Consider the following 16,856-nt stretch of genomic DNA (forward strand, 5'->3'; position numbering starts at 1 on the left):
GCCCCTGTTCTCCCGGATCTCGAACTCCATCGCATCCCCTGAGCTGGGGTGTTGCGACGACTACTAGAACTCAAGGACGCACGGTGGGGCTTCCTTCTGCCTGGTGCGGTCGGCCCGGTACCGAGGGATCAGACGGCGCCGAACTCTCCGGCCTTCACGCCCGCCACGAACGACGCGAAGGAGTCGGTGGTGAAGCCCAGAACCGGGCCACTGGAGATCTTGGAGTCACGGACAGGTACGACGTTGTGCGCCACGGCCAGGTTGGCAGCGACCTCGACACAGTTGCCACCGTTGTTGCTGTAGGAAGACGTGAACCAACGGGGGGACTCGGACGTCATGGGGTGCCCTTTCGTGCCTTTTCAATCATGGCCACCGAGGCCGCCTGAGACAGCGCTTCGGCCTGCAGTTGATGGTAGGTCACCAACTGAGGAAGCACGGAGGCCGTTTCACGCTCCAGATGCCCGCGCATCTGGGACTCGGCGTAGGCCATCACGGACAGATCGGCCAGCGTGAGCAGGTTCATCGGGAGGTCGAACGGACGGCGCTCGCCCATCTCGTAGGGGGCGATGTGGAGCACGGTGTTCGGCAGCTCCGCGAACTCGACGAGGCGCGCCAGCTGCGCGTCCATCACCTTGGCCCCTCCGACCTGCCTGCGAATGCAGCTCTCGTCCATCACCACCATGGTCATGGGCGGGCGGGGTCGCACCAGCACCGCTTGCCGCTCCGCCAGGAACGCCACCCGTTCGTCCGCCTGCTCGGGCGTGATGACGCCCCTCCGTACCGCGCTGTACGCGAGCACCTGTGCGTACTCCGGCGTCTGCAACAGGCCTGGGATGATCCCCACCTCGAAGAGCCGGATCTCCACCGCCCGCCCCTCGTACGCGACGTACTCCGGGAACCCCTCCAGCAGCACGCCGTGCCGGATCTCGCGCCACTCGTTCTCGAACGATTCGGCCGAGCCGGTGATGCCGAATACGGCGTCGATCTCCCGTGAGAAGCGGAGAGTTGGCGGCTTCCGAGCAGTTTCAACCGCTGAAATATGCTGGCTGGAATATGTCAGGTGGGATGCCAGCTCTTCCTGACTCCACCCGCGCCTCTCCCGCATCCGTCTGATACGCGCACCGTATGCCGCGCGCGGACTGGCTTCCGGGTTCAACTCCAAGCGGTTGACCATGCCGTGGGCCTCCTCTTCCTTCCATTTCCGCTAGTTGAAGGGAAGTTGACTCTAGGACACCCTGGGGACCCCCCGTAGTGAAACCGCTACAGAGAGGAGCGAAAGGTGTCCGGAGAGAACGTCAGTCCGAATGCCACGGGTCCCCCGGCCCCCGTCCTCGGCACAGTCATGGTCGACACGCCCGGCGACCCCCATGGAGCGACCGCGGGTCGATAACTCCCGCCGCAGCGCGCGGAGTCGGGGCGAAGCGCTCCGACGCAACCCGGTACGCGGAGCGCGGAGCCCGGCGTCCGCGACGCACGGCACGCACCCCGGACGCCGAGGAATCGGACGGATTCCACCCGAAGGCGGGGCGCGTGGCGCGATTCGGAGGCGTACGCACCCCGCCAGCACTCAGGCTCTCGACGTCCACACGGATTCACCGGATTCACCGGATTCACCAGACCCACCACCCCCCTCTGAAAGGCCGCCCATGGACTGGCAGACCAAAGCGGAGCAGCTCGCCACCGACATCGTGGACCCGATGTCCCGCTGGCTCCCGCCGGTGGCGCGCGTACCCCGCCACCAACTGGTACCCCGCTGGTGGGAGCCCGACGGTACGGGGGCCTGGGCGCTGCGCGACGGGACGAGCGACTCGTCCTCCTGGGCCGAAGCGGCTTACGCCGACCGGTCGTTGGTGACCCGGGTGAGTGGCTTGCACGCCGACCACGCCACGCCCGAGGACCGGCCGGAGGGGCTGCCCACGTCGTCGGCGACGCCGCCGGGCCTCACGGTCCGGATGCTCCGGCACGCACGGCTCGGGGACGGGCTTCCGCTGCTGGACCTGGGTACGGGGGCGGGCGGGCTCACCGCGTACGCGTCCTTCCGCATCGGGGACAAGCACGTGACCAGCCTGGACGTGGACCCCTACCTCTCCTCCGTCGCGGGCGAACGGCTCGCGGAGCTCGGGTATTACCCGACGATGCTCACGGCGGACGCGACCGAGCACGTACCGGGTGCGTACGAGCGGATCGTGTCCACGGTCGGGCTGCCGCCGGGGCCCGGGCTCCGCGCGGTGCTCACCTCGCTCGTGCCGGGCGGGCGGCTCGCCATGGCGCTGGCCCGGACGACTCTGATCGTCACCGGGTGGAAGCGCGCCAACGGGGACGTGGTGGGCCAGGTCGAGCGGGACATGGCCGGGTTCATGCCGGCCCGGTCGGGCGACGACTACCCGGACGCCTGCACCGACCTGTTCGCCCTCGCCCACGTGGCGGAGGGGGACGACGTGGGCACGGGCCGCTACCCGGTGGTGGACCTGGAGAACGCGTGGGAGCTGAGGTCCATGCTGGAGGTCACCGCGCCGGGTGTGGAGCTCGGTTTCGGCGCCCGGGGGAAGACGCGCACCGCCTATCTGGTGCATCCGGACGGCTCGTGGGCCCGCGCGTCCGCCGAGTGGACCGACCCGCCCGCCGTCCATCAGGGCGGCCCGCGCCGCCTCTGGGACGTGCTGGAGCGCCTCCGGAACCGGCTCAACACGGACGGCTCCCTGCCGTTGCTCGGAGCGCGGGTCCGCATCACCCCGGACGGAGTGGTCCACCTGTCCCGGGGTGAGTGGCACACCTCGGTCGGCGACCGATGAGCGCCGGGGCGGCAGAGGACTGCCGCCCCGGCGCGAGGGGCCGGCGGCTCCGCGCCGAGGTTTCCGGCGGCGGCCGGAGCGGCCGGCCGGAGCAGTCGGCCGGAGCGGCCGGACGGGGCGGCCGGCCGGACGGGCAACGGGCCGCCCGGCGCTACAACCAGCCCTTGTCCGCCGCGATCCGTACCGCGTCCGCCCGGTTGCGGGCGGCCGTCTTCTGGATGGCGGTGGAGAGGTAGTTGCGGACCGTGCCGTGGGAGAGGTGGAGGGCCCCGGCGATCTCGGCGTTGGTGGAGCCGTCCGCCGCGGCGCGCAGCACGTCCCGTTCGCGCTCGGTCAGCGGGTTGGCACCCTCGGCGAGGGCGGCGGCGGCCAGGGCGGGGTCGATGACACGCTCTCCGGCGACCACCTTCCGTACCGCCTCAGCGAGTTGGGCGGCGGGCGCGTCCTTCACCAGGAACGCGTCGGCGCCCGCCTCCATCGCGCGGCGGAGATAGCCGGGGCGCCCGAAGGTCGTGACGACCACGATCTTCACGGCCGGGAGTGCGCGGTGCAGCGCTCCGGCGGCCTCGATGCCGGTCATGCCCGGCATCTCGATGTCCAGGAGGGCCACGTCGACCGCGTGGGCGCGGGCGGCGTCGAGGACCTCGTCGCCGCGCGCCACCTGGGCCACCACCTCGATGTCGGGTTCCAGGCCGAGCAGCGCGGCGAGGGCCTCGCGCACCATGGACTGGTCCTCGGCCAGGAGGAGTCTGATCACGCTCTCGCTCATTCCGGCGATCCTACGGGTGTTCACCGGGCGGGCAGACGTCCAGCGGGACGCTGAGGGTGAGCCGGAAGCCCCGGCCGGTGTCGGCGGGGCGGGCGACGAGGGTGCCGTCCACGGCGGCGAGGCGTTCGCGGAGGCCGGTGAGGCCGTTGCCGGGCGTGCTGCCTGCCCCGCCCCGTCCGTCGTCCGCGACCGCGAGTTCGAGCACCTGCCCGTCCAGGGTCTGCCTGGGGGTCAGAGTGACCGCGCAGGTCCTGGCCCCGCTGTGGCGTACGGCGTTGGTGACGGCTTCCCGCAGCCCCCAGGCGAGGGCCTCCTCGCGGGCGGCGGTGAGGCCGTCCGCGTCCGGGGCGTCGGCGGGGACGTCGGCTGTGATGCCCGCGGCGGCCAGCGCGGTACGGGCTCCGGCCAGTTCGCCGGGGAGGGTGAGGCGGCGGTAGCCGGTGACGGCGTCGCGTACGTCCGCCAGGGCCTGGCGGCTGACCTGTTCGATGTCGGCGACCTGGAGGGCCGCCTGTTCGGGGTGGCCGGGGAGCATCCGCCCGGCGAGCTCGCTCTTCAGGGTGATCAGCGAGAGCGAGTGGCCGAGCAGGTCGTGCAGATCGCGGGCGAGCCGCAACCGCTCCTCGTTGGCCGCGAGCTGGGCGACGGTGGCCCGGGCCTCGCGCAACTCATGCGTCGTACGCATCAGTTGCCGCACGCCGGTCATGGCGAACCCGCCGAGCAGTGCGGGCACCAGCAGGCCGAGGACCAGCTCCCCGGCGCTGTCGGCGCCGTCGGCGAGGCCGATCCCCGCCATCAGCGCCGTCACGGCGGGGATCAGCCGGCAGGCGGCCCGCAGGGAGAGCGCGGCACCGGCCGAGACGTTGACGTAGACGAAGAGCACCAGCCACTGCGGTCCGAGCGTCAGGCTGAGGACGGCGGCGAACACGACCAGGACGGCGATGGTCCAGGCGGCCCGGGTGAGGGCCGGGGTCCGGGAGGTGTGGCGGAAGAACAGCTGGAGGTACACGGCGACGAACGCGAGCAGACCGAGACAGCCGAGCGCCGTGGCCCACCGGCTGTGGTGTCCGTCGAGGAGGTCGGAGACCGGGGCGCCCATGAACGCGAGCCACACGCAGATCCAGAGCAGCTTCGTCGCGATCTGGCGGCGGGTGATGGGTGGGCGCCCGATGCCCACCCCCGTGACGTCGTCGCTCACGCCTTCAGGGTGTCCTTCCGGTAGAGCCAGGCCGCGCCGCCCGCGAAGACCACGAAGTAGGCGAGGAGCAGCGTGACGTCCTTGGCATGCGGAGCGCCACCGGTCTCGATGGCCTGGCCGAGAGCAGCGTACGCGTGGGTGGGCAGCCACTGGGAGATGTCCTGGAGCCATCCCGGGAAGGTGGAGGCGGGCATCCACAGCCCGCCGAGGATCGACATCCCGAAGTAGATGATCATCGTGATCGGGCGGACCGCGTCACCGCTTGCCACGTAGCCGATGGCCACGCCGAGGGCGGCGAAGACGAGCGACCCGGCCCAGATGACCCCGGTCAGCGCGCACCACTGCCAGGCCTCGAGCCGTACGCCCTTGACGGCGGCGGCGACCACGAAGACGACCACGATGCACGGCAGGGTGACGATCGCGGCACTGGCGATCTTCCCCAGGACGTAGGCGTGACCGGGCAGCGCGGTCAGGCGGAGCTGACGCACCCAGCCCTTCTCACGCTCCTTGGCGATGCGTTCGCTGTTGCCCATGAGGACGGCGGTCAGTGCGCCGAAGGAGGCCATGGCGACCATGAAGAAGGCCTGCATGGTCAGGTGGGTGCCGGGGACCAGGTCGGTGGTGTTCTGGGTGCTGGAGACCGCCAGGTAGATCACCGACGGGTAGAGGACCGAGAAGAACATGAACTTCTTGTTCCGCAGGGTGCGGGTGACTTCGAGCCGGATCAGCACGCCGGAGAAGAGGTTCGACCGGCTCTTCGTACGCCCGGCGGTCTTCCCGCCCATGACAGTCGTCGCGCTGGTGGTGTTCGTCATGCGGTTCGGGCCTCCTCGGCCTCGGTGATGGCGACGAAGGCCTGTTCCAGGCCGAGTCCGGCTACTTCGAGTGCGCGCGGGTAGAGCCCGAGGCCGTAGACCGCGTGGACGGTCGCGTCGGCGTTCTGCGACTGGATGCGGATCCGGTCTCCGCTGATGTCGAGCGCGGAGAGGAACGGCAGGGCGCGCAGCGCCGTCTCGTCGATCGGGCCCTCCAGTTCGAACGAGATCCGGCGGACACCCGCCATGGCCTTGATCTCGGCGGCGGTTCCGTCGGCGAGCAGCCGGCCCTTGTGGAGGACGAGGACGCGGTCGGCGATCGCGTCGGCCTCTTCGAGGTAGTGGGTGGCGAACAGGACGGTACGGCCCTGGTCCGCCTGCTCGCGCATGGTCGCCCAGAACGCCTGGCGGGCGGTGACGTCCATGCCGGTGGTCGGCTCGTCCAGCACGATCAGGTCGTTGGCCCCGGCGGTGGCGAGGGCGAACCGCACCCGTTGCTCCTGGCCGCCGGAGAGCTTGTTGACCATGCGGCCGGCGATCGGCGCGATGCCCGCGCGGGCCAGCACCTCGCCGACCGGGTAGGCGCGCGGGTGCAGGCTGCACGCGAGCCGGACGATCTCCTCGACGGTGACGTCCTCCATCAGCCCGCCGCTCTGCAGCATCGCGCCGACCCGCCCGGCGGCGATGGCCTCCTGCGGGGTGGTGCCGAAGATCCGGACCGTGCCGCTGTCCGCGTTGCGCAGACCGAGCAGCAGGTCGAGCGTGGAGGACTTCCCGGCGCCGTTGGGGCCGAGCAGCGCCACGGTCTCGCCGGGGTGCAGGTCGAGGTGGAGCCCGTCGACCGCGCGCACATCGCCGTACGCCTTGCTGACCTGGTCGAAGCTGACCACGGCCGTGGCTGCGGCGGTCGCTCCGGGGGCTGTCGTTGTCATGCGTACAGCCTCGCCGATGGGAGGTGCGCGCGGCAGGGACGGGGGGCTGGGATCGGCGATGACAGATGTCATACCGGGCGGGTGACCGGATGGCCGGGCCGCCCGGAGGGCTGCCGGCTGCCCGAACGCCACCGCCCCGCGCCCGCTCGGCCCCCGCCCCCGTACGCCACCGCCCCGCCCGGAGGACCCGGACGGGGCGGTGTGCGGCGACGTTTCGGGAAGGGCCCGGTCAGCCCTGGCCGGTGAGGTCGATCGTGACGGTGCGTTCCGCGGTGGTCTTGCCGAGCAGCGCCGTCTGCATGGCCTTGGCCACGTCGTCGGCTCCGATCTGGTGCTGCTTGCCGTCGGCCTTGACCGCCATGACGCCGTCGAAGACGCCGTCGCAGAGGGTTTCGATGGCCTTCTTGTCGTAGTACGGCACCAGCTTGCCGTCGATCGGCTTCATCGACAGGATCTGCGGCAGCGAGCGCGCCGGGCCGAACTGGATCTCCTTGCCGCCGGCCTGGATGGTGACCAGGTCGGACATGGCGGGCTCCGCGAACTCCTTCATCGCCCGGTCGAGCTCGGCCTGGGTGATGGTGGGCTGCTGGGTGACGACCGGCAGCTCCACGACGGCGGAGGTACCTGTCTGGACCTGGGCGCGGTAGGCGTCCCGAACGGCGATGATCGACTGGTTGACGTCGATCCCCTTGCCCGGCTTGCCCGGCACCGGCTCGGCCTTGTTCGGCTCGAACTTGATGGTGCCGTCGGTCGCGGACCCGGACTGGCCCGACAGGGCGTTGAGCGCCGCGCCGAGCTTCTCCTCGTCGACCGGGATCACCGGGTCGGCCGGGCGTGCCCCGCCGAAGAGGGAGGTGATCACGGAGACGGGGTTGTAGTCGCTGCCCGCCGCGTCGCGGACGGTCTCCTCGCTGTCCAGCGCCAGGCCGGCCTTCTCCGGGGAGAGTTCCGTCTGCTTGCCGTCGACCGACAGCTTCAGCGGTGCCTGCGCGCGCTTGCCGAACTCCGCGTCGAGCTTGCTCACCGCCTCGGTCCTGGTGCCGCCGCCGATGTCCACGCCGAGGACCGTGGTGCCCTTGGGGACCTCGGAGTGGTTCATCAGCAGGCCCGCGCCGTACGCGACGCCCGCCAGGACGACGACCGCGACGCCGAGCAGGACCGTCTTGGACCGGCCCTTGCGGGCGGGAGCCGCGGCCTGCGGGGCGGGACGGGGCGTGGTGGGACCCGACGGCCCCTGCGGTACGGCGTTGGGCCCGTCCGCTCCGTCGGGGCGGGGCGGGAACGGCCGGGGGCCGCCGGGCACGACGGGGATGCCGCCGGTGAGGGTGTCACCGGAGACGTGTCCGCCGCCCGGGACGGGCGCGGGCGCCTGCGGGGTCAGGATCGCGGTGTCGTCGGAGAGCCGGGGCACGGAACCCGCAACGCCGGGGCCCTGAGTGCCCGGGACCGTCAGGCCGGGACGGCCCTGGCCCACGGGGTTCCCGGGGCCGGTGTTCCCGAGGCCCGGGATTCCGAGGCCGGGGGTTCCCTGGCCGGGCGTACCGGCACCGGGGTTTCCGGCACCGGGGTTTCCAGCACCGGGCCTACCGGAACCGGGCGCCGGGAAACTGGCGGTGCCGGCGGCCGGACCGGCGGTGGAGCCGGCCGGGCCGGGGGTGCGTACCCCGAGGTTCGGCGTGGGCCGGCCGGAGTCGGTCAGGTCCGCGTCGATGCTGTCCAGGGCGCTGCGGCCGGCCGGAGGACCGGCGGGGAAGCCGCTCTGCGGGCCGTCGAAGTACGGCGACCCGTCACGCGGGCCGGACTCGCGCGGGCCGGACTGCGGCTCCGCACCGGCCGGACCGGGCACGGTTCCCCCGGCAGGACCACCGGCGGGGCCGGCGGAGGTGCCCGGGGTGCCCAGCACGGAGTTGGCGGCCGGGGTCTTGCGCGGGGCGAACCAGTCGCTGGCGGGCTTCTCCTTGGCGGGCGCCTCGGCCGGCGTCCCCTCGGGGTCGCCGCCCTCGCGCGCCTCCGCGCCGGACGCGGACCCGCCGGCCGGCTGCCCGGGGGCGGGGGTGCCCGCGCCGGGGCCCGGGAGCGGCGTGACGGCGGTGCGCTCGGGGTCGGGGGCGTTGTCGCCCTCCGCCATCGGCGTACGCATCACGACGGGCGGGATCGGCCGCGAACCGGGGATGTTGATCCGGATGCGCGTCGTCAGGGTCGTCTCGGTCCTGGGCTCGTCGGGCCGGGACGACCGGGGGGATTCCTGGGTGGACTCCGGTGCGGGGTCCACGCCGTCCTGCGTCGGGTGCAACGACGGGTACTGGCGTGATCCGTACGGCGGCGTGCCCGAGGGGTAGGCGGCACCACCGCGCCCCTGGGGCCCGGAGGACGAACTGTCAGTTTCACGACTCAAAGCAGGTTCTCCCGATTGGCTCCGCCGCCCGTACTTCCCCCATGCCGCAGGCCAGGGGACGGCTCGGCGCGCGCACCACCATACTGGCCGCCGCGCACGGGCGTTTCACGGCCGGTGGAAACCTCCACCGGCGCCTCACACCCGTGGACGTCCCCGAGCTGCCGCTCAAGGCGCGTCACCGGCCTGAACGTTCCTGGTCGTTGGCCGAAACCGGCCCCTTGGAGAGAGTGGCACAGATCACAGCGACCACCATCCCTCCGAGGACGAAGAGCGCCAGATCGATCTCGTCGCCGCCGCCGAAGAAGTAGTCGCCCTCGGGGCGTCCGTTGAGCGCCACCACGACTGCGGCCAGCCAGCCGGCGGCGGGCGCGAAGGCGCCGAGTTGCGTACGGACGAGGACGCGGCCGCCGTAGAAGACGCCCGCCGCACCGGCCAGCGCCAGGAGCAGGCCGCCAGGGAACCAGGCCCCCTGGACCAGCACACCGGCCAGCCCGGCCAGGGCTCCGACGACCGCGAGGGCGAGGTAGCCGCCGATCCGGCGGGGGTTGAGCGGGGCGGCGATGCCGGTGGGCTCCGGCGCCCGGGGCGGGGCGTTGGTGCGCGGGGCGCGGGCCTCGGCGCGGGCCCGGTCCTTCTTGCCGCTCATGCCCGCGTCCCCGCGTCGCCGTCGGCCTCGGGCAGCCCCGCGAAGAGGTCGTGCTCGCGTGGACCGTCACCGCCCCGTACGCCGTGGACGAGTTGGTAGTACTCGGTGGTGAAGAAGGGCTGGCCCTTGTCGTTGGAGAGGGTGAACCAGGGTTCGCGCACGGTGATCTGGGTGACGTGGGCCCGCATGGCCGCCGCCTTCGCCGCGGCGTACGCAGAACCGTCGATCTCCGTGGTGATCACGGACTCCCCGGTCACCCCGGGCACCTCGTCGATCCCGGCGATCTGGCCGAACACCGCGGGCGCCTCGGCCCGGAGCCGGGCGAACGCCTCCTCGGCGACCGGGCGGGGCATCCGGTTCCAGTAGATCTTCGCGATGGCGTGCGGCGCGTCCGGGGCGCCGGAGCCGGTGGTGTACCCGGGGTCGGCGGCGAGTTCGGCCGCGCGCATCGCCACCCGGTGCGCCTGGATGTGGTCGGGGTGGCCGTAACCGCCGTCGGGGTCGTACGTCACCAGGACCTGCGGGCGGACCTCGCGGACGACGTCCACCAGCGCGGCCGCCGCGTCGTCCACGTCGGTGTCCCAGAACGCGCCGGGGCGGTGGTTCTGCTCGGTGCCCATCATCCCGGAGTCGCGGAACCGGCCCGGGGCGGCGAGGAAGCGGTGGTCGGTGACCCCCAGCTCCTTCATGGCGGCGGCGAGTTCGCCCACGCGGTACGGGCCCAGGGCGTCGTCCCGGTCGGCCGTGAGGTGCGCCAGCGACGGCGGGATGACCTCGCCCTCCTCGCCCAGGGTGCAGGTCACCAGCGTGACGTGGGCGCCCTCGGAGGCGTACTTGGCCATGGTGGCGCCGTTGTTGATCGACTCGTCGTCGGGGTGCGCGTGCACCAGCAGCAGACGGCGGGCGGGAAGGTCCTTCATGAGGACCACCCTACGAGCCCGGCGCACCCTCCGGGCGTCGGCGTCCTCGGTTCACACGACCGGGGAGCCGGACGGCACGGCCGGAGGGCCCCCGGGCGCGGCCGGGAGCCCTCGGACACGGCACGAGCGGGCCGCCGGAGGCGGCCCGCCGTCAGAACTTGATGCTGCCGATCATGCCCGCGACGTTCGACGTGAGGTCCGCGATCGTCGGGGCGATGGAAGAACTCGCCAGATAGAACCCGAGCAGCATGCAGATCGCCGCGTGTCCGCCCTTGAGCCCGGATTTCCGGATCAGCAGGAAGACGACGATCGCCAGCAGCACTACCGCCGAAATCGAGAGTGCCACGGCGGTTCACCTCCATCAGTACGGTCGCGACGGAAACATCGGACAGATCAAACACATCGGGCCTGAACGGACAACAGCGGGGCAGCAACGAAGAGCCCAGCAGGTTCCTACCCACCGAGCGCTACGGATCATAACTATCCGTGCCAAGGCATTGTCCGGGTCACGGCAGCACAAGGGGGCGCACGGAGGGCGGCCCTCCGGCTAGGTTTCGGGCCATGACCTCGCAGAAGCTGTCTTTTCCCCTCCAGCACGCACGGACCCAGCGATTCACCCGCGGTGCGCCCCGGGCCTTCTCCGTCTCACCTGACGGGACGCGGGTAGTCTTCCTGCGCTCCTCCTCGGGTACGGATTCGGTCAACCGCCTCTGGGTGCTGGACCCTTCCACCGGCCGGGAGCGCGTCGCCGCCGATCCCGGGGCCCTGCTGGGCGGTTCGACGGAGGAGCTGTCGCCGCAGGAGCGGGCGCGGCGCGAGCGCACCCGTGAGGGCGGCGCCGGCATCGTCGGGTACGCGGTGGACGCCGAGGCGGAGTTGGCCGCCTTCGCGCTCTCCGGCACGGTGTACGTGGCCGAATTGCGCGCCGGTACGGCACGGGCGCTGCCCGTCCCCGGACCGGTGATCGACCCCCGCCCCTCCCCCGACGGCCGGCACGTCGCCTACGTCGCGCGGGGCGCGCTGCGGGTGGTCGGCGCGGACGGGACCGGCGACCGGGCGGTGGCCGAACCGGAGGAGGAGCACCTCACCTACGGGCTCGCGGAGTTCGTCGCGGCCGAGGAGATGGACCGGCACCGGGGCTTCTGGTGGTCGCCGGAGTCGGACCGGCTGCTGGTGGCCCGGGTGGACGACAGCCCGGTCCGGCGTTGGTGGATCGCCGATCCGGCGCACCCGGAGCGCAGGCCGGCCGAGGTCGCCTACCCCGCGGCGGGCACCTCGAACGCCGGGGTCCGGCTCTTCCTCATGGACCTGGCGGGCGGGCGCACCGAGGTGGAGTGGGACCGGGCGCGCTACCCGTACCTGGCCCGGGTCCACTGGTCGTCGGCGGGTGCGCCGCTGCTGCTGGTACAGGCCCGTGACCAGCGCGGTCAGCTGTACCTGGCGGTGGCCCCGGAGACCGGGGCGACCCGGACCGTGCACGCGGACGAGGACCCGATTTGGCTGGATCTTTTCGGTGGGGTGCCCGCGTGGACCCCGGACGGGCGGCTCGTACGGATCGCGGACGAGGGCGGGGCGCGCGTCCTGCACGTCGGCGACCGCGCGCTGACCGGGGCCCGGCTCCACCTCCAGGCGGTCCTGGACATCGGCGAGTCCGACATCCTGGTGCAGGCGGTGGCGGGCGAGGAGGCAGCCGCACCGGAGACGGGCGAGAGCCACGTGTACCGGGTGAGCGAACTGGGCGTCGAACGGATGTCGGAAGGGGTCGGTGTCCACTCGGCGGTCCGCTCCGGCCCCCTGACGGTGCTGCTCTCCACCTCACTGGAGCGCCCAGGCGCGACCGTACGCGTGCTGCGGGACGGCAAGCAGGTCGCCGAGGTGGCCAACCACGCCCAGGAACCCGTGCTGCGGGCCCGTCCGGTCCTCACCGAGGGGGGCGCACGGCGTATTCCGTGCGCCGTGCTGCTCCCGACCGGTTACCAGGAGTCGGACGGTCCGCTTCCGGTGCTGATGGACCCGTACGGCGGCCCGCACGGCCGCCGTGTGGTCGCCGCGTACAACGCCCACCTCACCTCGCAGTGGTTCGCCGACCAGGGCTTCGCGGTGGTCGTGGCCGACGGCCGGGGCGCCCCGGGCCGCTCCCCCGCCTGGGAGAAGGCCGTACGGGACGATTTCGCGCTCACCCTGGACGACCAGATCGAGGCGCTGCACGCACTGGCCCAACGCTTCCCGCTGGACCTGTCGAAGGTGGCGATGCGCGGCTGGTCGTACGGCGGTTACCTCTCGGGCCTCGCGGTGCTGCGGCGCCCCGACGTGTTCCACGCGGCGGTCGTGGGCGCCCCGGTGACCGACTGGCGGCTCTACGACACCCACTACACCGAGCGGTACCTCGGCGACCCCGCCGAGCAGCCCGAGGTGTACGCGCGCAACTCGCTGGTGACCGACGACGGGCTGTCCGAACCGGCGGACACCGTACGGCCGATGATGATCGTGCACGGCCTGGCGGACGACAACGTGGTGGTCGCGCACGCCCTGCGGCTCTCCTCCGCGCTGCTGGCGGCGGGACGCCCGCACGAGGTGCTGCCGCTGAGCGGGGTGACGCACATGACCCCGCAGGAGCAGGTCGCGGAGAACCTGCTCCTGCTCCAGGTGGAGTTCCTCAGGCGGTCCCTGGGCCTGCCCGCGGCGGGCTGACCGGCAGGGCCTGCGGGCTCACCAGCCGCGCGGCGGCGACGAGGGCGGCGGCGGGGGCGAGGGCGGCGGGGAGGACGGCGGCGGCCCGAAGCCGCCGCCCGGCGGGGGGCCGTACCCCGGCCCGGCGCCCTCCGCCGGGTCCTGCCCGGAGTGCTGCCCGGAGCCGTATCCCCCGTCCTGCCCTGCGGACGGGTAGCCGTACCCCGCGCCGCCCTGGTACGGCGAGCCCGACGCCTGCGGGTACCCGGAGCCCGGGGCCGACGACGGGTACGGGTAGCCGTAGCCGGGGGCCCGGCCCGGAGGGGCGGGGGGCGGGTAGCCGTACCCCGGGGTGCCCGGCCCCCAGCCCCGGCCCGGTCCGCCCTCGGCTTCGGGCCGCCCCGGGAGGGCGGCCACCAGGAGCGCGACGAGACCCGCGAGAGGGAGGAACACCCAGGTGGCCATGTTCAGTTGCGCTTCCAGCCCCACGTCGGAGAACGCCCCGAACAGGTCCAGCCGGATGCCGCGGGCGATGCCCAGAGCGCCGGAGAGCAGCAGGAAGGGCGCGGCGACCATGGCGAACGGCCGGGAGTGCACGGCGCGCGCGACCGCCGAGACCGCGGCGAACAGGGCGAGCAGCGCCACGGTCACGGTGGACCAGCCGCCCGGTGCGTCGACGAGCGTGCTGCCGGCCACCCGCCCGCCGATGTACCAGTCGGGGTAGAGCTCGGCCGGGTAGACGAAGAACTGCCGGATCTCCCAGGCGATCACCACCGCCCCGGAGGCCCCGAGCGCGAGGAAGGCGACGACCCCGGCGCCCGCGGTGGGCCGGCTCGGCGCGAGGAGCCCCACCTCCTCGGCGGGCCGACGGCCGGCCGAGGCGGTCACGATCATGGCGGTCGCGGCCGCGAGGGTGAGGACGGCGCAGATCATCGCGCGCAGGCGGAGGTCGTCGGAGTAGCCGCCCATCCACGAGGCGTTGGTGGTCCAGACGCCGGGCAGCCGCAGCAGCACGGTGGCCACGCCGGTGGCGACCAGCGCGGCTGCGGCGGACGGTGACCGGAGCACGACGAAGGCGGTGACCAGCTGGACGAGGAGGAGGACCAGCGTGCCGCCGGTCGTGGCGGGGATTCCGGTGGGGAAGCTCTCGGGCGTCCCGGACCAGAAGTCCCAGAGGGGGCCGGGTCCGCCGAGCACCCGCAGGTCCCGGACGATCCAGCCGATGTTGATCAGAGCGAGCACGGCGCTGAGGGCCGTGCCCGTGATGCGGGCTCCCCGTGTGAGTGTCACGCGAGGATCCTCTACCGCCCGGGACCACCCGACAAGGGGGCCGGAAGGCCCGGAAACGGGTAACCGGCCGGTACGACACGAAGTCGTCCCGGCCGGTCCACGGCACCCGCACGGCCGTACGCTGTCCATGGTGCGACGTTCGTATATCGGTGTGGCGACAGGCAAGTTGCCTCACTGTTAACGATGTTCCCCGTCGCCCGGCCCCCGCCCCGCACCCGGGTCCGTATCCGCACCCGGAGCCATACCCGGGTCCGTACCCGCACCCGCATCCGCGCCCGGGGCCGTGTCCGCACCCGGCCCCGCCTTCGCCCCCGGCGGCAGCACCCGTTCGTCCTCCACCGCGACCACCTGCTTCTCCTCCGCGAAGTGGCAGGCCGAGTCGTGGTGGGGCGGGCCCTGGACCGCCCGGAACGCCTCCGGGACAGCGAGCAGCGGCTCTTCCACAGCGCACCGCTCCTGCGCCTTCCAGCACCGGGTGCGGAAGCGGCAGCCGGAGGGCGGGTTGGCGGGCGAGGGCACGTCCCCGTGCAGGATGATCCGCTCCCGGTGCTCGCGGGCCTCCGGGTCGGGCACCGGGACGGCGGAGAGCAGTGCCTGGGTGTAGGGGTGCGTCGGGTGGTCGTAGATCTCCTCCTCGGTGCCGATCTCGACGATCCGGCCGAGGTACATCACCCCGACCCGGTCCGAGATGTGCCGGACGATCGAGAGGTCGTGGGCGATGAAGACGAAGCTGAGGTTGAACTCGGCCTGGAGCCGGTCCAGCAGGTTGACGACCTGCGCCTGGACGGAGACGTCGAGGGCGGAGACGGGTTCGTCGGCCACGATGATCTCGGGGTTGAGGGCGAGGCCGCGGGCGATCCCGATGCGCTGGCGCTGGCCGCCGGAGAACTGGTGCGGATAGCGGTTGATGTACTCGGGGTTGAGCCCCACCACGTCCAGCAGGTCCTGTACCCGCTGCCGCCGGCTGCCCTTCGGGGCGACCTCGGGGTGGATCTCGTACGGCTCCCCGATGATGTCGCCGACCGTCATGCGCGGGTTGAGCGAGGTGTACGGGTCCTGGAACACCATCTGGATGTTCCGGCGGACCGCCTTCAGCGCCCGGCCGGAGAGCTTGGTGACGTCCTCGCCCTTGTAGCGGATGACGCCGGCGGTGGGGCGTTCGAGGTGGACCAGCATCTTGGCGACGGTGGACTTGCCGCAGCCGGACTCCCCCACGATGCCGAGGGTCTCGCCGGCCGAGAGGTCGAAGGTGACCCCGTCGACGGCCTTGACCGCGCCGACCTGCTTCTTGAAGACGATGCCCTGGGTGAGCGGGTAGTGCTTGGCGAGGTCGCGTACCTGGAGGATCGGTTCCCCCTCGGCCCACGCGGAGAGCCGGCGCGACTCGGAGAGGAGGGTGGCGGCGATCTGGCCCTCCTCGCGCGCCTCCTTGCGGCCCCCGGAGTGGTCAGCGTGCATCGAGCGTCTCCTTCCAGAAGTGGCAGGCGCTCGCGCGGTGTTCGGCCACGTCGTACAGCGGTGGCTCGTCGGTGCGGCACACGTCCTGGGCCATCGGGCAGCGCGGGTTGAAGGCGCAGCCGGGCGGGATGCGCAGCAGGTTCGGGGGCAGCCCCTTGATCGCGTACAGCTCCTGACCCTTCTGGTCCAGGCGCGGGATCGACTGGAGGAGGCCCTTGGTGTACGGGTGCGCGGGGGCCTTGTAGATCTCGTGCACCGGCGCGGTCTCGACGATCCGGCCCGCGTACATCACGGCGATCTTGTCGGCGACGTCGGCGACCACTCCGAGGTCGTGGGTGATGAGGATCAGGCCCATGCGGTATTCCTGCTGGAGTTCCGCGAGCAGCTCCATGACCTGGGCCTGGACCGTCACGTCGAGGGCGGTGGTGGGTTCGTCGGCGATGATCAGCGCGGGTTCCAGCGCCATCGCCATGGCGATCATGATGCGCTGGCGCATGCCGCCGGAGAACTGGTGCGGGTAGTTCCCGATCCGCTCCTTGGCCGCCGGGATGCGGACCCGGTCCATCAGCTCGATCGACTTCCGGCGGGACTCCTTGCGGGACATCCCCCGGTGCACCCGGAACATCTCGCCGAGCTGGTCACCCACGGTCAGCACGGGGTTCAGGGAGGAGAGCGCGTCCTGGAAGATCATGGCCATCTCCTGGCCCCTGATCCTGCGCCGCTCGTCCTTCTTGAGCTTCAGCAGGTCGCGGCCCTTGAAGAGGACCTCGCCGCCGCTGATCCTCCCGGGCGGCATGTCGAGGATGCCCATGATCGCCTGCGCGGTGACCGACTTGCCCGAGCCCGACTCGCCGAGCACGGCGAGCGTCTCGCCCTCGGCCACCGAGTAGTTGACCCCGTTGACGGCCTTGGCGACGCCGTCCCGGGTGTGGAACTCCACGTGCAGATCGCGCACTTCCAGCAGCATGGCA

General features: G+C 72.4%; 15 protein-coding genes. 2 read left to right on the top strand and 13 right to left on the bottom strand.

What is annotated here, in order from left to right; translation table 11 throughout:
* Positions 1-128: 128 nt before the first annotated feature.
* Both ACWCSV_RS29985 and ACWCSV_RS29990 read right to left on the bottom strand, forming a co-directional pair.
* Positions 129-338, bottom strand: coding sequence for a DUF397 domain-containing protein (locus tag ACWCSV_RS29985; RefSeq protein ID WP_451147533.1), 210 nt, complete (start codon positions 336-338; stop codon positions 129-131).
* Positions 335-1,174, bottom strand: a complete 840-nt coding sequence (locus tag ACWCSV_RS29990) for a helix-turn-helix domain-containing protein (protein WP_451147535.1) — start codon at positions 1,172-1,174, stop codon at positions 335-337. The genes ACWCSV_RS29985 and ACWCSV_RS29990 overlap by 4 nt, the downstream gene beginning before the upstream one ends.
* Positions 1,175-1,646: 472 nt before the next feature.
* On the opposite strand from ACWCSV_RS29990, the gene ACWCSV_RS29995 reads away from it, so the two are divergent.
* Positions 1,647-2,792, top strand: coding sequence for a methyltransferase domain-containing protein (locus tag ACWCSV_RS29995; protein WP_451147537.1), 1,146 nt, complete (start codon positions 1,647-1,649; stop codon positions 2,790-2,792).
* A gap of 151 nt (positions 2,793-2,943) precedes the next feature.
* Here the strand turns inward: ACWCSV_RS29995 and ACWCSV_RS30000 are convergent, their stop codons facing one another.
* The 8 genes from ACWCSV_RS30000 to ACWCSV_RS30035 form a co-directional block, all read right to left on the bottom strand.
* Entirely contained in the window at positions 2,944-3,561 is a 618-nt protein-coding gene (locus tag ACWCSV_RS30000) for a response regulator (RefSeq protein WP_451147539.1), read from the bottom strand.
* Positions 3,562-3,571: 10 nt separating this feature from the next.
* Entirely contained in the window at positions 3,572-4,759 is a 1,188-nt protein-coding gene (locus ACWCSV_RS30005) for a histidine kinase (RefSeq protein ID WP_451147541.1), read from the bottom strand.
* A complete protein-coding gene (locus ACWCSV_RS30010) occupies positions 4,756-5,544 on the bottom strand; it encodes an ABC transporter permease (protein ID WP_451147607.1) in 789 nt (262 codons plus the stop codon). Before ACWCSV_RS30010 ends, ACWCSV_RS30005 begins: the two co-directional genes overlap by 4 nt.
* Before the next feature lie 26 nt (positions 5,545-5,570).
* A complete protein-coding gene (locus ACWCSV_RS30015) occupies positions 5,571-6,506 on the bottom strand; it encodes an ABC transporter ATP-binding protein (RefSeq protein ID WP_451147543.1) in 936 nt (311 codons plus the stop codon).
* Between the two features lie 229 nt (positions 6,507-6,735).
* Positions 6,736-8,901, bottom strand: a complete 2,166-nt coding sequence (locus ACWCSV_RS30020) for a hypothetical protein (RefSeq protein WP_451147545.1) — start codon at positions 8,899-8,901, stop codon at positions 6,736-6,738.
* Positions 8,902-9,076: 175 nt separating this feature from the next.
* A complete protein-coding gene (locus tag ACWCSV_RS30025) occupies positions 9,077-9,547 on the bottom strand; it encodes a DUF6113 family protein (RefSeq protein WP_451147547.1) in 471 nt (156 codons plus the stop codon).
* Complete coding sequence (gene mshB / locus ACWCSV_RS30030; protein WP_451147549.1) at positions 9,544-10,467, bottom strand: N-acetyl-1-D-myo-inositol-2-amino-2-deoxy-alpha-D-glucopyranoside deacetylase; 924 nt, start codon at positions 10,465-10,467, stop codon at positions 9,544-9,546. The genes ACWCSV_RS30025 and mshB overlap by 4 nt, the downstream gene beginning before the upstream one ends.
* 151 nt (positions 10,468-10,618) lie before the next feature.
* Positions 10,619-10,813, bottom strand: coding sequence for a hypothetical protein (locus tag ACWCSV_RS30035; RefSeq protein WP_266708674.1), 195 nt, complete (start codon positions 10,811-10,813; stop codon positions 10,619-10,621).
* A gap of 215 nt (positions 10,814-11,028) precedes the next feature.
* Here ACWCSV_RS30035 and ACWCSV_RS30040 point away from each other — a divergent pair, with 215 nt between their 5' ends.
* Entirely contained in the window at positions 11,029-13,158 is a 2,130-nt protein-coding gene (locus tag ACWCSV_RS30040; protein WP_451147551.1) for a prolyl oligopeptidase family serine peptidase, read from the top strand.
* 18 nt (positions 13,159-13,176) lie between these two features.
* On the opposite strand, the gene ACWCSV_RS30045 is transcribed toward ACWCSV_RS30040, so the two are convergent.
* The 3 genes from ACWCSV_RS30045 to ACWCSV_RS30055 form a co-directional block, all read right to left on the bottom strand.
* The gene (locus tag ACWCSV_RS30045; RefSeq protein WP_451147553.1) at positions 13,177-14,427 is read right to left on the bottom strand and encodes a hypothetical protein; all 1,251 of its coding nucleotides are present in this window, start codon (positions 14,425-14,427) and stop codon (positions 13,177-13,179) included.
* A 177-nt stretch (positions 14,428-14,604) separates the two neighbouring features.
* On the bottom strand, positions 14,605-15,885 hold the full coding sequence (locus tag ACWCSV_RS30050; protein ID WP_451147555.1) for an ABC transporter ATP-binding protein: 1,281 nt from the start codon (positions 15,883-15,885) through the stop codon (positions 14,605-14,607).
* On the bottom strand, positions 15,875-16,852 hold the full coding sequence (locus ACWCSV_RS30055) for an ABC transporter ATP-binding protein (protein ID WP_451147557.1): 978 nt from the start codon (positions 16,850-16,852) through the stop codon (positions 15,875-15,877). Before ACWCSV_RS30055 ends, ACWCSV_RS30050 begins: the two co-directional genes overlap by 11 nt.
* Positions 16,853-16,856: the final 4 nt, after the last annotated feature.

It is taken from the genome of Streptomyces sp. NPDC001770, assembly GCF_053596135.1.